Raw genomic sequence first — 15,279 nt, forward strand, 5'->3', positions numbered from 1 at the left:
AGTCAGTATCGTGGGTTCATGCGTTCGTGCTCTGCTGCTCGTTCAGCAGTTTTTCCAGCTTGTACCACTTGACCAGCGACTGGGGACGGAACACATAGCCATAGGGTTTAAATTTGACCGTCTGGGTACCGTCGGAGTTGGTACGGGCAAAGTCCTTCATCAGGTCCTGCTCCACGCACCAGCGGGCGGCGGCCTGTGCGTCGGTGTCGTCCTCGTCAATGTCGGGGTACAGCTCGGTGCTCACCGGGGCCGGGCAGTCGGCGCGCTTCCACAGAGCCATTGCCAGCTCGATGCGGTTGGCGGGCACAAAGCCAAAGGTGCTCTCCAGCCACAGGCGGGTGCCCAGCAGGTAGCCCGCACCGCCCAGCAGAGCGCCGGCAACCACGGCGCCTGCGCCGCCGTCGCCGGAGCCGCCGCCGGCCGGCTCCACAGGCGGCACATCTCCCCACTGTGCGGTCAGCGTGGTGTTGGCCGTCAGCGTGATGGTGGCATCGGCATTATACTGCTTGCCGTTTCCGTCCTCCCAGCCAAGGAAATAAACACCTTCCTGCGCCGGGGCCGGGGCGGCAGCAAGCGTCACCGTTTTGTTTTCTGCCACGATCTTTTCGGTATAGTCCGCCCCTGCGGCAGCCGTGCCGCCGTTCAGTTCGTATGCCAGCTTGTAGCCGTTCTCGTCTTTTTCTTCATTATAGCCACAGTATTTACAGGTCTTGATCACATGGCGCTTATAATGGCCGTCTTCTTCAACCCACCCATTGGGATTGCTGCTGCTATACGTGATATTATATGCGTTATCCTTTTCGCCATCGGTATAGTCATGGGTCAGCATTTCGCCCTCGCGCCACACGAGTTCCCCATCAATCTTTACATTCGTAAAGTGACCGGGATGTTTGATTTGAGGAATATTTCTGAATCCGAACAGTTTTGAACAGGTCATCTTGTACGTAGCCGCATTAACATTATTGCTGCCCGTAATATTGATCGTGTATCTATTGCTGCTGCTCTCATTGTCCAGCACAAGTTCATCGATATAGATTGCCGGGTGGCTGGGCGAATTTTCTACAGTGCAGTTATTAAAGTTGACTGTAACGCTCTTATCCTTTTCGGTGTAGACCTTGACGCCTCTGCCCGCAGTGAATGTGCAGTTGTCAAATGTTGCCTCCTTCGAAGAGTACACCCAGATTGCGTCCTTGAATAGACTCGGTTTAAACGTTGTGTTTGTAAACTCAGCACTGTTATCTCCCCAGTAAGCAGTCCATCCTACGATTTCACACTTATCAACTACTGTTTTATTGGGCCGGATAAAGCCAAGTTTAGTATTCGGGTCCGTAGTTGTGCCGGAACGAAGCGTCATATTCTCGAAGGTAACGGTGCCTGCACCGTCAAAGCTGTAGTCACCATTATACTCTCCGGTCTTATTAGGGTCGGCTACATCTTCACCGATATGCCAAACTGTCTTATCGGTTCCCTGTCCCACAAAGGTCAGGTTCTTGCCCTTGGTCGTTCCGGTGGTCGTTCCGCCGTTCGTTCCGGTGCCGTCAACGTTGTACAGGGTATAGTTTCCCTCGCCCAGCTCGATGGTAGCATCGCTTCCGGCGGCTTTTACCGCTTCCATTACGGAGTTGTATACTGTATCCCCGATCTTTGCCTGTCCATTTTCCAAATGTATATCCTCTGCCGCAAATGCCATCATCGGAAGCATCTGAAACATCATGGCAACCGCCAACAACGCTGCTAGGATCCGGTTCTGCTTTTTCTGTTTCACTGTTTGTTCTTCCTTTCTTTTTTTATTTCACAATTCCTGTGTACGATCCGATTCCTGCCCTGTCACCTCCTCTGACGCATTTTCCCCTTTTTATTCAATTTCATATTCTACCCCCCCCCCCCCGCATATTTTGCAAGAGTTCTACGAAAAATCGTTTCTTTGCATAAAATGCGTCCGGTTTCTTTGGTGATTTAGCAGATTTTATAGCGGTGTTGGATCCTTCTGTTCTCGATGGTCAGATTTCCTTTTGCGCAAAAAAATCCCCCTGCCTTTTCAGGCAGAGGGACTTCTCTTCACTTACCTTCTATCCAGAAGGAAAACATTTTTGTGTTCCGTTTACAGGGCAGCGACCGCAGCCTTCAGGGCATCCACGCGGTCGCTGTTTTCCCACTTCACGCCCAGATCCTCGCGGCCCATGTGGCCGTACGCAGCCAGCTTGCGGTAGATGGGCTTGCGCAGGTCGAGTTCGCGGATGATGGCGGCGGGGGTCAGGTCAAACACCTTCTCCACAGCCTTCTCAATCGTTTCATCGGCAACAGTGCCGGTGCCGAAGGTATCCACCATGATGGACACGGGCTTTGCCACGCCAATGGCATACGCCACCTGCACTTCACACTGCTTGGCAAGACCTGCGGCCACGATGTTCTTTGCCACCCAGCGGGTCGCATAGGCAGCGCTGCGGTCCACCTTGCTAGGGTCCTTGCCGGAGAAGGCACCGCCGCCGTGACGGGCATAGCCGCCGTAGGTGTCCACGATGATCTTGCGGCCGGTCAGGCCGGTATCACCCTGCGGGCCGCCCACGACGAAGCGGCCGGTGGGGTTGATATAGTACTTGGTGTTCTCGTCCAGCAGCTCGGCGGGGATGGTGGTCTTGATGACCTTTTCCATCACATCGGCGCGCAGCTGTTCCATGCTGACGCTCTCGCTGTGCTGGCTGGAGATGACCACAGCATCCACACGCACGGGCTTGTTGTTCTCATCGTACTCCACAGTGACCTGACTCTTGCCGTCCGGACGCAGATAGTCCATCTCGCCGTTCTTGCGCACCTCGGTCAGGCGCTTTGCCAGCTTGTGAGCCAGACTGATGGGCATGGGCATCAGCTCCGGGGTCTCATCGCAGGCATAGCCGAACATCATGCCCTGATCGCCTGCACCGCCCACCTGATCGTTGGTGCCCAGTGCGATGTCGGGGCTCTGGCCGTCGATGTTGGAGATGACGGCACAGGTATCGGCGTCAAAGCCGAACTTTGCGCGGGTGTAGCCGATATCTGCCACCACCTCGCGGACGATCTTCTGGAAATCGACATAGCAGTTGGTGGTGATCTCGCCCATGATGTGGACAAGGCCGGTGGATGCGCAGGTCTCGCAGGCCACGCGGGCATTGGGGTCGTGGGTCAGGATCTCGTCCAGAATGGCATCCGAGATCTGATCGCAGATCTTGTCGGGATGTCCTTCGGTGACGGACTCAGAAGTAAACAGGTGTCTTGCCATTTGTTTTGCCTCCTAATTTTTTACAGCAGGGTGTGTATTTCTTGCTCCAACATTCCGTTCAAGCTTTTTTGCGCGAAAAATAAAAGCGCCCAGAGCCCGAAAGCTCTGAGCGTTGCACTCTTATCTCTCGGTTTCCCGCAGGATTTGGCACCTTACGCTCACGCGCAGGTTGTCGGGCTTCACAGGGCCTGTCCCCTCAGCCGCTCTTGATAAGTCGGTATTCAGTTGGTACGTTGAATATTCTATCATTGCTTCGTCAGATTGTCAAGAAGAGTATCACTCTTTTTATACATTCTTCCAATTTTGATGAAGCTTTTGCGGCTTTTGGGGCCCCAAAAAAGAAAAAGCACAGCCTCAGCCGTGCCTTTTCCATAAAGTTTGCTCAGTAGCCCTTTGCCTGTTCGCCGTTCAGGATCTTGACGGCACGGGAGGTGCCCAGACGGTCGGCACCCAGCGCAAGGAAGGTCTCCATATCCTCCACGGTGGAGATGCCGCCGGCAGCCTTGACCTTGCAGCGGCCATGCACGCCCTTGACCATCAGCTCCACATCGTGGAAGTTGGCACCGGCAGTGGAGAAGCCGGTGCTGGTCTTGATGTAGTCAGCGCCTGCCTCGCAGACGATATCGCACATCTTTTCCTTTTCTTCATCGGTCAGCAGGCAGGTCTCGATGATGACCTTCAGGATCTTATCGCCCACAGCCTGCTTCACGGCGCGGATATCCTCGCGCACGGCATCGTACTCCTTGTTCTTCAGGCGGCCGATGTTAATGACCATATCCACCTCGGCGGCGCCGTTCTCGATGGCAGTCTTTGCCTCAAAGGCCTTGCTGGCAGTATCCATGGCACCCAGAGGGAAGCCCACCACGCAGCACACCGGGATACGGCCTGCCATATACTCCACCGCCTGCTTCACATAGCAGGTGTTGATGCAGACGGATGCGGTATGGTTTGCAATGGCTTCATCGCACAGGGTCTGGATCTGGGGCCAGGTAGCCTCCGGCTTCAGCAGAGTATGATCGACATGGGAGAGAATTTCTTCACGATTCATCTTGTTTCCTCCGTTTTACTTGCTGGCACGGCGCACCTTTGCCATGCCGACAGCACTCAGGGCAATTGCAGTTGCAGAGACCGTTGCACCAATGATGCCCAGCACCAGACCGGAAACCAGAAATGCAAAACCTTTCAGACCACGCTTCATAAAACCGTACCTCCTAAAGTGTTGATGATTTGTAAAACCCTCTCCGTCATCTCGCATACGCTCGATGCCAGCTCCCCCGAATGGGGGAGCTTTATGCTCGCAGGAGAAGTTTTTCTTCTCCTGCAAAAAAGCTCGCCCTTCGAGGAAAGACTTCCCCCGTCCGGGGGAAGATGCCGCGCAGACGGCAAAAAGGGGAATCTGTCGCCGTCAGGCGACTGAGAGGGTTCTGCTTACTTTTTCTTAAAAATGATCAGCTTGCTGAACACATAGTTCAGCACGATCACCAGTACATTGGAAAACACCTTCACGGCAAGGCCCCACAGTGCCTGCGCATTGTAGCGGCTGGTAACGAAGATCGCCGTGGGGCCGTCTGCACCGCCGATGACGGCAATGGCGGCAGAGCCATCCGTGACCCCCGCCGGTGTGCCCGCATAGGATGCTGCCATCTGGATGGCCGTATCCGGGCCAAACCAGTGGGACACCACGCTCAGTGCCCCCTGCATTAAGTTGTCCATCAGCGCTGCACCCTGCGCAGCCAGCAGATTGCCCAGCACCAGCATGATCGCTGTGTCCAGCAGCATCGTACCCAGACGGCAGGTGACAAAGGTACCAAACTCTTTTGCCATGGCTTTGCCGGCAGTCTTGCTGCGGAACACAAAGGCGCGGTTGGTGGCGTAGGCGAACAGGATGCACAGGATGTTATCCAGCACATTGCCCCAGCTGTTGGCGGCAGTGTAGCCGAACAGCTTATTGAACAGTGCATACAGCACAATGTTCAGCAGGGTGCACAGCACGCCGAAAACCAGATAGCTCAGCACTTCCCAGTGCTTCTTGAAAAAATTTATCATAGTTCGTCAAACCCTCTCCGTCCGCTCGCGCTGCTCGCGTCCACCTCTCCCGAAGGGCGAGGTTTTATTGCGGGCGCGGCGAGCCTGCCCTCTTTTGCCAAAAGCTCTCCCCTTCGGGGGAGCTGTCACCGCAGGTGACTGAGAGGGTTCTCTCCTTAACAAAAACAGCCCCGCCGCCGTTTTCCCGGCAACGGGGCTGTTGATCGCATTGTGTCAGAAGCTTTTCTTCCGAACGAGGGGCTGATTACTCAGCGTCGTTCAGCAGAGCCTTCATGGACAGGCTGATGCGCTTCTTGTCGAAGTCAACATCCAGCAGCTTCACATCGACCATATCGCCGACCTTCAGTACGTCGGAGACCTTCTCAACGCGGTCATTGCTGATCTCGCTGATGTGGACCAGACCGTCGATACCCGGCAGGATACGGACGAATGCACCGAACTTGGTCAGGGACACGACCGGAGCATGGAAGGTGCTACCGATGGGGTAGTTGTTCTTCAGCTGCTCCCAGGGGTTGTCCTCAGCCTTCTTGTAGCCCAGAGAGACCTTGTGGTTCTCGGTGTCGATGTCCTTCACATACACCTCGATGGTGTCGCCAACGGAGACGACCTCAGAGGGATGCTTGATGCGGTTCCAGCTCAGCTCGCTGATGTGGCACAGGCCGTCCACACCGCCGATATCGACGAATGCACCGTAAGAAGTCAGGCTCTTGACAACGCCGGTGTAGGTCTTGCCCACCTCAACGTTTGCCCAGAACTCTTCACGCTTTGCCTTGTTCTGCTCAGCGGTCACCTTATTGATGCTGCCGACGATCTTACGGCCGGAGCACTCGGTGACAACCAGCTGAACGTGCTGGCCAACCAGAGCGGTGTAGTCCTCATCACGGCGCATAGTAGCCTGAGAACGGGGAACGAACACCTTGACGCCCTTGACGTTGACCACAACGCCGCCCTTGTTGAACTCGGTGACGTCGCCCTCGACGACCTCGCCGGACTCAGCGGCCTTAGCGATCTCTTCCATGCCCTTGCGAGATGCGAGCTTCTTGCGGGAGAGCTGGATGACGCCATCCTGATCCATAACCTTCTCGACGATGAGGTCCAGCTCATCGCCAACCTTCACCAGGTCTTCGACCTTGGCGGAGGAATCATCGGTCAGCTCGCTCAGCTTGACAAAGCCGGTCTGCTTCGCTCCGATATCCACCTGGATCTCGTTGGCAGAGATGCTGGTCACGATTCCTTTCACAATACTGCCTGCATGAACACGCTTTTCCTCGGATGCATTCAGCATCTCCTCAAAGCTCATGCTGTCATTGATTTCTGCGCTCATACTGTTAAGTACCTCCTCAATAATAGACGATGGCGTTGAAGCCCCGGCTGTCACGCCCGCCACTTTAACATCTGCAAACCATTCCGGCCGAAGTTCGCTCGCTGTCTCGACCGTTACGGCACGCGTGTGTTTTGCGGCGACCTGTACCAGCTTTTGGGTATTGGAAGAATGATGACCGCCAATGACAACAATGATATCGCATTTTTGGCTGAGGTCTTCCGCTTCCTGTTGCCTCGCCCACGTCGCATTACATATTGTATCAAAAATCCGGGCGTTTGTATAGGCTTTTTTGAGAAACTCCGAACTTTCTTGCCATTTTGTAACCTGAAATGTGGTCTGTGCAACTGCAAACAGGGGTTTTTGCGGGTCAGAGGGGCCTTTCCACGCCTTCAATTCGGCCAGATCGGCAAAAACGAACACCTCTCCGCGGGTGTGACCCACGATCCCCTGCACCTCCGGGTGGGTCTTATCGCCCGCCACCAGCAGCACTGCCCCGGCTTTTTCGGCCTCGGCGGCGATGCGCTGGATCTTCTGCACAAAGGGGCAGGTGGCGTCATGGTAGCGGATGCCGCGGGCCGTCAGCTCGTCATAAACGCTGCGGGGCACGCCGTGGCTGCGGATGACTACCTCGTACCCGGCAGGCACATCCTGCACGGTATCCACCACCTGTGCGCCCTTGCGCTGCATATCCTCCACCGCCTGCGGGTTGTGGATCAGCGGGCCCAGCGTAGCGACCCTGTGCCCCTCTGCCAGAAGTCCATAGGTCAGCTCCACGGCGCGGTTGACGCCAAAGCAGAACCCTGCCGTTTTGGCAACTCGGATCTCCATCTTTTACGCTCCCATCTTTTCCCACGCATCCAGCAAAGCCTGTTTGTTGGCACGCAGCTTTTTGGTATCCCGCCGGCCTTCCATAGCAAACTGGGCGGCAGGCATGGGCTCGCCGTAGATCACCCGCACTCTGCAGAACAGATGCATTTTTCCGTCCGGCGTATCGTACAGGATGCGGCAGGGCACCACATCCACCCCGGCTCCCGCCGCAATGACGAACAGGCCGCTCTTGGGCGGCAGAAGCTTTCCTTCCTTTTCGCGGGTGCCCTCCGGGAAGATGAGCAGGGTCTTGCCGTTTTTGCAGGCCTCAACGGTCTGCTCAATGGCAGCCATCTCATCCTTTGTGCCGCGCACGCACACCGCGCCGCAGCACCGGAAGAACCATGTCAGGAAGCCGTTGATCTCGAACAGCTCCTTCTTGGCAAATACGACCATCCGCCTGCTCCACCGGGTGACCACGATAAACACCGGGTCGATGGCGGAAACATGGGTCGGCGCAAGGATGCAGCCTTTGGTCTGCACCTTTTTCAGGTTCTCGCGGCCCTCTACGCGGATACGGAAACCGATGTGCCACAGGATCCATGCAAAGGGTACCAAGATGTAATATAATATCATAGTGTCGTTTTATTCCTTAAATTTATACGATTCTCGATTTCGCGAGCGGGCCGAAACCGGACAATGCAGCAATTTTTGAAAATGTCGTTTTTCGATACAGCTTTTCTGGTGAAAGCGTGTTCTGGAAACGACCGCAGTCGTTTCCAGAGCACAAGAAATAAAATAAGCTTCCGATCAATATGCCCAGAGCGAAGCGGAGGGCATTTTAAATCGTTCAGCCTGCCCTCTCCGCAATGATCTTCTTCATGGCGGCAAGGCTCTGCTCGAAGTCCAGCTCCGAGGTATCCAGCAGCACGGCATCCTCCGCCTGCTTCAGGGGTGCGGCGGCACGGTGGGTGTCCTGATAGTCCCGCTGCTTCACATCGGCCAACACCTCTTCATAGGGAGTATCGATGCCCTTGGCCTGATACTCCTTCCAGCGCCGGGTAGCGCGGGCCTCCGGCGTGGCGGTGAGGAAGATCTTCACCGTGGCATCCGGCAGCACTACCGTGCCGATGTCGCGGCCGTCCATCAGCACATCCTGCTTTTTGGCCATATCCCGCTGCAGTTCCAGCAGAAAGGCGCGCACAGCCGGGTTTGCGCCCACGGCAGAAGCAGCCATGCCTGCAGCCTCGGTGCGGATGGCGGTGCTGACGTCCTCTTCCTTTAAATAAATGTGCTGCTCCCCCTCAATGGAGGCCAGCCGCAGCTTGATCTGGGGCAGCAGTGTGTTGACCGCTGCGTTGTCCTTGGGGTCCTTGCCCGCACGCAGGGCATACAGGCCGATAGCGCGGTACATGGCACCGGTATCCACATAAATATAGCCCATTTCAGCCGCCAGACGGCGTGCCAGCGTAGATTTGCCTGCACCTGCAGGCCCGTCGATTGCAACAGATACCATTTTATATCTTCTCCTTTTTAAGCGGAAAATTATTTTAAATATTTACAAATCTGGAAAATCTGCGGATTTTCCAGATTTGATTTTTCACAAGCGGGGCCGCAGCGGCCAACTGCATTGTTGCTCGTTCCCTTCGGGAACAGTTGCGCAGTGGTCTGTGAGACTATCCCGGCAACAACCCTTTTTGTGAAAACGTATTTTGAAAACGACCGCAGTCGTTTTCAAAATACAAATCAAAAAATCTATTCCTATAAATATGCCCAGAGCAGCGCGGAGGGCATTTAAAATTGTTTTATCTATAATTACAGATTATTTGCAAAGCTCTGTGCGGTGCAGAAGGCGATCTGCAGATTGTAGCCGCCGGTATAAGCATCCACATCCAGCACCTCGCCCGCAAAATACAGGCCCAGTGCCTTTTTGCTCTGCATGGTTTTGGGGTCCACCTCCCGCACCGACACGCCGCCGCTGGTGATCACGGCATGGGCAAGGTCGCCCCGGGCATCAATGGACACCCGCCAGTGCTTCATCAGCTGCACCAGCTCCCGCTTCTGTTCCCGGGTGATCTGGTTGGCCCTTGTGGCCGGGTCGATGCCCCAGCGTGCCACCATCACCGGCTGCATGCTGGAGGGCAAAAGCTTGACCAGCGCCCCCTGCGCCGCGTGGTTTGCCAGCAGGGCAAAGTCCCGGGTGATGCGGTCGTACAGCTGCTCCTCGCTGAGGGCCGGCTTGAGGTCGATCTCCGCATGATACCGGTGTTTTTTCATGTCCCCCAGATGGCTGGATGCGCTCAGGGTCAGCGGGCCGCTGATGCCAAAGTGGGTGAACAGCATCTCGCCCTGCTCGTCAAAGATAGCCTTGTCGTCCTCGAACAGGGTCAGGGTGACGTTTTTCAGGGCCAGACCCATCATTTTTTTGCAGTCGGCGTCATGGCTCACAAGGCTGACCAGACTGGGCACCGGCTCCACAAGGGTGTGCCCGGCCTGCTGCGCCAGCCTGTAGCCATCGCCGGTGGATCCGGTGGTGGGGTAGCTCACGCCGCCGGTGGCCACCAGCACCGCGTCTGCCCGGTACTCCCTGCCAGAGGTGCCCCGCACGCCGATGCACCGCAAGGCCGGGCCTGCCTTTTTCTTTTTGGGGTGGCGCGGGTTTTCCGGTGCAGCGGGAGCTGCTTCCGGCTCCGGCACCACCTCTTCCAGCAGCAGCTTTTTTGCGCCGTCATGGACGATGTCGGCGTCCTGCGCGTAGCGCAGAAGGGCCTGCCGATCTCCTCTGCCTTGTCGGATACCGGGAACACCCGGCGTCCGCGCTCCACCTTCAGCTCCACGCCCAGACCCTCGAACAGTTCCATGGTCTTTGCGGGCGGGAAAGCCCCCAGCGACGAATACAAAAAGCGCGGGTTGGTGCGCACATGGCGCAGAAACTCCTCTGCCGGGCAGTCGTTGGTCACATTGCAGCGGCCCTTGCCGGTGACAAGGATCTTCTGGCCGGGCTTGTCCATGTGTTCCAGCACCGTCACCTGATGCCCCTGACGCACAGCGGCACCCGCTGCCATCAGGCCCGCCGCGCCTGCACCTACGATCAACACCTTCGCCATCTGTTTTCCTCCAAATTCCCCTATTGTATCAAGTATATCATACCAGAACCGGCACGCAAAAGCAATGTTCTGCCGTATTTCTACCAATTACAATAGCTGGGCAAGGATGCTGTTCTGCACGATGAGACCCGCCGGGGTCAGGGCAAGGGTGTGGCCGTCAAAGCTTGCATAGCCTGCCCGGACGCAGTTTTGCACAAAGGCCAGCTGTGCGGTGGAAAATTCTTTCCCGTAAAGTTTTTTGTATGCATCCAGCGAAAGGCCTTTGCGCAGACGCAGCTGTAAAATAAGGTAGTCCTCTGCGCCGCAGCTGCCGTCCATCACCGGGGCAGCGGCATCGTTCAGGAACGCAGCGGTATCCGGCGGATAATAGAACCGCCTGCCGCCCATGCAGGAGTGCGCTGCCGGGCCAAGGCCCAGATAGTCGCCGCAGTCCCAGTAGATGAGGTTGTGCCGCCCCTCATAGCCGGGCTTTGCAAAGTTGGAGATCTCATACTGCCGGTAGCCGTGGTGTTCCAGCTGTTCCACCGCGTAGAGGTAAAAATCAGCCGCCTCGTCGCCGGTAGGCAGACCCTCGGGCGGGTGCTTTCCAAAGGCCGAATCCGGCTCGATCTTCAGCAGATACGCGGAAATGTGGGTGGCTCCGCCGTCCTCGATCAGTTCCAGCGTTTCGTCAAACTCAGCTTCGGTGTAGTGGGGCAGTGCCAACATGATGTCGCCGCTGATGTTCGCAAAGCCTGCCCGCCGGGCGGCGGCAAAGGCAGCCCGCGCCTGCTTTGCCGTGTGCGGCCTGCCCAGTGTGCGCAGCTGGGTGTCCCGGGCAGACTGCACCCCGAAGGAGATGCGGTTCACTCCCGCCTCCCGGAAGCCCGCAAGGCTCTGTTCGGTCACCGTCTCCGGGTTTGCTTCCAGCGTGATCTCTGCCCCGGGCAGGGGCCGGGCCGCATCGATGAGCCGCTTTGCCTGCTCCAGGCGCAGCAGACTGGGGGTGCCGCCGCCAAAATAAAGGGTGTCCGGCTGCAGGGGCCTCTCCGGTGCAAAGCGGTCAAGCTCCCGCACAAGAGCCTCCACATAGGCATCCGGTACGTCGCGCTCACCGGGGTGAGAATAGAAATCACAGTACCTGCATTTGGAAAAACAGTAGGGTATGTGTAAATAAAGTCCAAGGGACATACAATATCACAGCCTTTTTCATGAAACGTTCATTTCTATGCAGTATACTATATTCCGTAGACCGGAGCAAGAAAAAAGTATTCCGGCAGAAAGAGACTGGAGGAGTCCCTATGGATTACAATTACAATGGTTACGATCGGGGCTATACAGAGCCTGCTATGACCTCGGCTGACTATATGAACCGCACCTACCGCTGGATGGCGGTGGGCCTGCTCATCACCTTTGCAGCCGCCTTTGTCACAGCTGCCACCCCGTTGCTGTACGTGGTCAATTCGCTGTATCTGGTGTTCACCATCGCCGAGCTGGTTCTGGTATACGTGCTGAGCTCCCGGGTGCAGAGCATGTCGGTGGGCGGCGCAAGAGCCACTTTCTTTGCCTATGCACTGCTCAACGGCATGGTGCTGAGCTATTATTTCCTGGTGTTCGATCTGGGCACTCTGGTGCTGGCCTTCCTTGCCACCTCGCTGTACTTCGGCCTGATGGCCGTCTACGGCACCACCACCCACCGGGATCTGTCCGGCTGGGGCCCCAAGCTGATGATGGGTCTGTTCGCGCTCATCATCACCGGCTTTGTGGGCATGCTGTTCGGCATGAGCTTCCTTACCACGGTGCTGTACAGCGCTGTCGGTCTGGTAGTGTTCATGCTGCTGACCGCCTACGACACCCAGAAGCTGAGCCAGATGTTCTCCTATTACGCCTATGACGGCGAGCTGGCCGAGAAGGCTTCCATCTACGGCGCACTGACCCTGTATCTGGACTTCATCAACATCTTCCTGTATGTTGTGCGTCTGCTGGGCATGAACAGCCGCCGCCGCAACTGATTTTTGATCTGCAAAGGCTCTCCCGAAAAGGGAGGGCCTTTTTGTTTGGTAATATCATTTAGAATATCCTCCGCTTCGCTCCGGGTATCAACACAGAAGGCCACAGAGGGAAGATGCATTTTCCGGCTGCGGCCCTTCCCGTGAAAGTACAGCCCAGCCAGACCCGCAGGTCTGGCTGGGCTGCTATATTACAAAATATCATTTCCTCTAAATATGCCCAGGGCAACGCGAAGGGCATTTAAATAAAAGAATGCATAAAACCTGCCCTGCTGTCCAACACTAAGCCCAGAAGCAATGCGTACACAATGCAGCAGATGGGAGTAACGACAATGGAGCAGATCAAAAAGTTTTTGCGCAGCAGGGGCTTTGCACTGGCACTGCTGGCCTGTCTCGTCGCAGCCGCAGCGGCGGGAGTGTGGGCAGTGCGCACCGTGCGGGATGAACTGAAAAAGAGCTACGACGACCTGACGACCCCGCAGGAAGAACCTGCCCCGGAGCCGCAGCTCACCCTTGACCCACAGGAGGACGATGTATGGCAGCAGCCCGTGACCGACGCCGCAGAATCTGCGGCAAACGTACCCAAGCCCGAACCGCCCGCACCCTCTGCGTCCTCTTCTGGGGCGCGGTCTGGCTCTGGTTCGGTGCACGAACCCTCCGCACTGCAGGGCGCATCCTCGCCTGCCAGCAGTTCAGCTGCGCCTGCCTCCACGCAGCCCGTCTCGGGCAGGGTCTTGAACGCCTACAGCGGCGATGAGCTGGTGTACAGCAGCACCCTTGGCGACTGGCGCACCCACAACGGCGTGGACTACGCCTGCGCACAGGACGCACAGGTGTGCGCCCCTGCCGCCGGCAAAGTGACCGCCGTGGACACCGATGGCCGCTGGGGCAGTGTGGTGTGCATCGAGGACAGTGCCGGGCGCATCTGGCGGGTATGCGGCACCGCTGACCCTGCCGTGCACACCGGCGACGAGGTGAGCGTGGGGCAGGCTCTGGGCCGCGCAGGCAGCATCCCCAACGAATGCGCCGAGGAGACGCACATCCATCTGGAAGTGATGCAGGGCGACACCTACCTCGACCCGGCAAAGCTGCTAGGCTGACCTTTTTGCATCCTCTGCGTATTTTTCTGCAAAACATTCTCAAATAGTAAAGGGCCGCTGCACATCATCCGGTGCAGCAGCCCTTTTTATTTAAAGCCTTTTACAGCGCTTCCAACTCGATCACCGGCCAGCCCAGCAGCCGGATGGCCTCCCGGTCGTGGGTGGCAAGCAGCACCGGCTCCGTCCCGCAGCGGGTGCGCAGCAGCGCCGCAGCGGCGGCAAGGGTGTCCGGGTCCATGCCGGTGAAGGGTTCGTCCAGCAGCAGGGTGTCACTGGGTGCCCACAGGGCCCGCAGCAGGGCGGTGCGCCGCTTCTGCCCGCCGGAAAGCCGTGCTGCAGGCAGAGTCAGCGCCGCAGCATCCATGCCAAGCTGTTGAAAATCCGATTTAATTTGCTCTTTGTATTGTTTTTCACTGCCGGGCAGCACCAGCGTCACGTTCTGGAGCGCCGTCAGCTGCGGGCAGAGCCTGTCCTCCTGAAACACTGCCGCGGCCCGGCCCACGCCCCGCACCCGGCCTGCAGTGGGCGTGTCCAGCCCCATGAGGATGCGCAGCAGGGTGGTCTTGCCCCAGCCGCTGGGGGCCCACAGCACCGCCGGGCCGTCCACCGTGAGGCAGAGACCCCGGAAGAGCGTTTTCTCCCCGAACTGTTTTGTCAGATGCTCGATGGTCAGCATTGCGGCACCTCCCCGGTCACAGCGCGGGTCACGCGGTCCAGAAGCAGCAGAAACAGCTTTTCAAACCCGGCGCTGAGCAGGATGATCACAAACGTCCATGCGAACAGCTCCCCGGTGGAAAGGGTGATCTTGGCCCGGTAGAGTGCATCGCCGATGCTGCCATTGGGCAGACCGATCACCTCAGCGGCTACGCCGCTCTTCCAGCAGATGCCAAGGGCCACGCTGCACCCCTGCCGGAAAGCCGGCAGCACCGCAGGCAGCCACACAGCCCGCAGACGGCGGGCAAACGGCAGGCGGAACACTTTTGCCATTTCCAGCAGCTGAGGGTCTGCGCTCCGGATGCCGGTGCGCACCGCGCCGTACAGCACCGGCAGCACCATCAGAAAGCTGATGAGCACCGAAAGCGATGCTCCCCGCACCCACACCAGCGCCAGAATGATGAAGCTTGCCACCGGCGTGGCCTTGACCAGCTGCAGCACCGGTGCCAGCAGCACCTCTGCCGCGTGCCACGCCTGCGCCGCCGCAGCCAGAAACACGCTGACTACCACGCCCAGCCCGAAGCCCAGCAGGATGCGTCCGGAGCTGAAGCCCACCCGCTGCCAGAACTCTGCCTGCGGCAGAAGCTGCAAAAGGGTGCGCAGCGCCTGCACCGGCGAGACCAGAAACACCTCCTGTCCCACGGCCATGGCAGCGCACTGCCACACCGCCAGCCAGAAGGCTGCAGCAGCCAGCCGCTCAAAAAGTTGTTTGTGTTGGTTCATGGTTCTTTCCTGCTCCTGACAGTCTGAAATGGCCTCCGCTCTGCGGATCGTATAAGTATCATACCACATCTTTTTCCAAACGCCAATGACCGGTGCACCGCAATGCATCCAACATTGTCATGCCAGACGTTACATTTCTTCACGTTTTTAGTTCTTGACATGAAATGTATAAAACGATAAACTGAATTGTATCAATTCCTGTCATCCTTGATGC

General features: G+C 57.4%; 15 protein-coding genes and 1 riboswitch. Of the genes, 2 read left to right on the forward strand and 13 right to left on the reverse strand.

Features of this window, described 5'->3' with window-relative positions:
* Window positions 1–16 precede the first annotated feature (16 nt).
* From ACKXF7_RS01420 to hemW, 11 genes are all read right to left on the reverse strand, one after another.
* A complete protein-coding gene (locus ACKXF7_RS01420) occupies window positions 17–1,765 on the reverse strand; it encodes a right-handed parallel beta-helix repeat-containing protein (RefSeq protein WP_423741932.1) in 1,749 nt (582 codons plus the stop codon).
* A gap of 336 nt (window positions 1,766–2,101) precedes the next feature.
* Entirely contained in the window at window positions 2,102–3,256 is a 1,155-nt protein-coding gene (gene metK / locus ACKXF7_RS01425) for a methionine adenosyltransferase (RefSeq protein ID WP_423741933.1), read from the reverse strand.
* 117 nt (window positions 3,257–3,373) lie between these two features.
* Window positions 3,374–3,472, reverse strand: a riboswitch (SAM riboswitch).
* Window positions 3,473–3,638: 166 nt separating this feature from the next.
* Window positions 3,639–4,304 carry a deoxyribose-phosphate aldolase gene (deoC, locus tag ACKXF7_RS01430; RefSeq protein WP_339395377.1) on the reverse strand — a complete coding sequence of 222 codons (666 nt, stop codon included), beginning with the start codon at window positions 4,302–4,304 and terminating at the stop codon, window positions 3,639–3,641.
* A 15-nt stretch (window positions 4,305–4,319) separates the two neighbouring features.
* Complete coding sequence (locus tag ACKXF7_RS01435) at window positions 4,320–4,454, reverse strand: hypothetical protein (protein WP_005944717.1); 135 nt, start codon at window positions 4,452–4,454, stop codon at window positions 4,320–4,322.
* 230 nt (window positions 4,455–4,684) lie between these two features.
* Window positions 4,685–5,302, reverse strand: coding sequence for a GtrA family protein (locus ACKXF7_RS01440; protein WP_423741934.1), 618 nt, complete (start codon window positions 5,300–5,302; stop codon window positions 4,685–4,687).
* A 244-nt stretch (window positions 5,303–5,546) separates the two neighbouring features.
* A complete protein-coding gene (locus ACKXF7_RS01445; protein WP_339395380.1) occupies window positions 5,547–7,454 on the reverse strand; it encodes a bifunctional 4-hydroxy-3-methylbut-2-enyl diphosphate reductase/30S ribosomal protein S1 in 1,908 nt (635 codons plus the stop codon).
* A 3-nt stretch (window positions 7,455–7,457) separates the two neighbouring features.
* Complete coding sequence (locus ACKXF7_RS01450) at window positions 7,458–8,069, reverse strand: lysophospholipid acyltransferase family protein (protein WP_348584669.1); 612 nt, start codon at window positions 8,067–8,069, stop codon at window positions 7,458–7,460.
* Window positions 8,070–8,283: 214 nt separating this feature from the next.
* Window positions 8,284–8,949: a (d)CMP kinase gene (gene cmk, locus ACKXF7_RS01455; protein WP_423741935.1), complete on the reverse strand. Its 666-nt coding sequence runs from the start codon at window positions 8,947–8,949 to the stop codon at window positions 8,284–8,286.
* Between the two features lie 299 nt (window positions 8,950–9,248).
* Window positions 9,249–10,055: an NAD(P)/FAD-dependent oxidoreductase gene (locus tag ACKXF7_RS01460; protein WP_423741936.1), complete on the reverse strand. Its 807-nt coding sequence runs from the start codon at window positions 10,053–10,055 to the stop codon at window positions 9,249–9,251.
* Entirely contained in the window at window positions 9,977–10,540 is a 564-nt protein-coding gene (locus ACKXF7_RS01465; RefSeq protein ID WP_423741937.1) for an NAD(P)/FAD-dependent oxidoreductase, read from the reverse strand. Before ACKXF7_RS01465 ends, ACKXF7_RS01460 begins: the two co-directional genes overlap by 79 nt.
* Window positions 10,541–10,627: 87 nt before the next feature.
* On the reverse strand, window positions 10,628–11,710 hold the full coding sequence (hemW, locus tag ACKXF7_RS01470; protein WP_423741938.1) for a radical SAM family heme chaperone HemW: 1,083 nt from the start codon (window positions 11,708–11,710) through the stop codon (window positions 10,628–10,630).
* A 110-nt stretch (window positions 11,711–11,820) separates the two neighbouring features.
* Between hemW and ACKXF7_RS01475 the strand changes: the two genes are divergently transcribed.
* Complete coding sequence (locus ACKXF7_RS01475; RefSeq protein ID WP_339395384.1) at window positions 11,821–12,531, forward strand: Bax inhibitor-1/YccA family protein; 711 nt, start codon at window positions 11,821–11,823, stop codon at window positions 12,529–12,531.
* 329 nt (window positions 12,532–12,860) lie between these two features.
* Window positions 12,861–13,628: a peptidoglycan DD-metalloendopeptidase family protein gene (locus tag ACKXF7_RS01480; protein WP_418265543.1), complete on the forward strand. Its 768-nt coding sequence runs from the start codon at window positions 12,861–12,863 to the stop codon at window positions 13,626–13,628.
* Between the two features lie 100 nt (window positions 13,629–13,728).
* On the opposite strand, the gene ACKXF7_RS01485 is transcribed toward ACKXF7_RS01480, so the two are convergent.
* Both ACKXF7_RS01485 and ACKXF7_RS01490 read right to left on the reverse strand, forming a co-directional pair.
* Window positions 13,729–14,304, reverse strand: a complete 576-nt coding sequence (locus tag ACKXF7_RS01485) for an ATP-binding cassette domain-containing protein (protein ID WP_423741939.1) — start codon at window positions 14,302–14,304, stop codon at window positions 13,729–13,731.
* Window positions 14,298–15,065: an ABC transporter permease gene (locus ACKXF7_RS01490; RefSeq protein WP_423741940.1), complete on the reverse strand. Its 768-nt coding sequence runs from the start codon at window positions 15,063–15,065 to the stop codon at window positions 14,298–14,300. Before ACKXF7_RS01490 ends, ACKXF7_RS01485 begins: the two co-directional genes overlap by 7 nt.
* Between the last annotated feature and the right edge of the window lie 214 nt (window positions 15,066–15,279).

The organism is Faecalibacterium sp. 7 (assembly GCF_049562865.1).
Lineage (GTDB): Bacteria > Bacillota > Clostridia > Oscillospirales > Ruminococcaceae > Faecalibacterium > Faecalibacterium wellingii.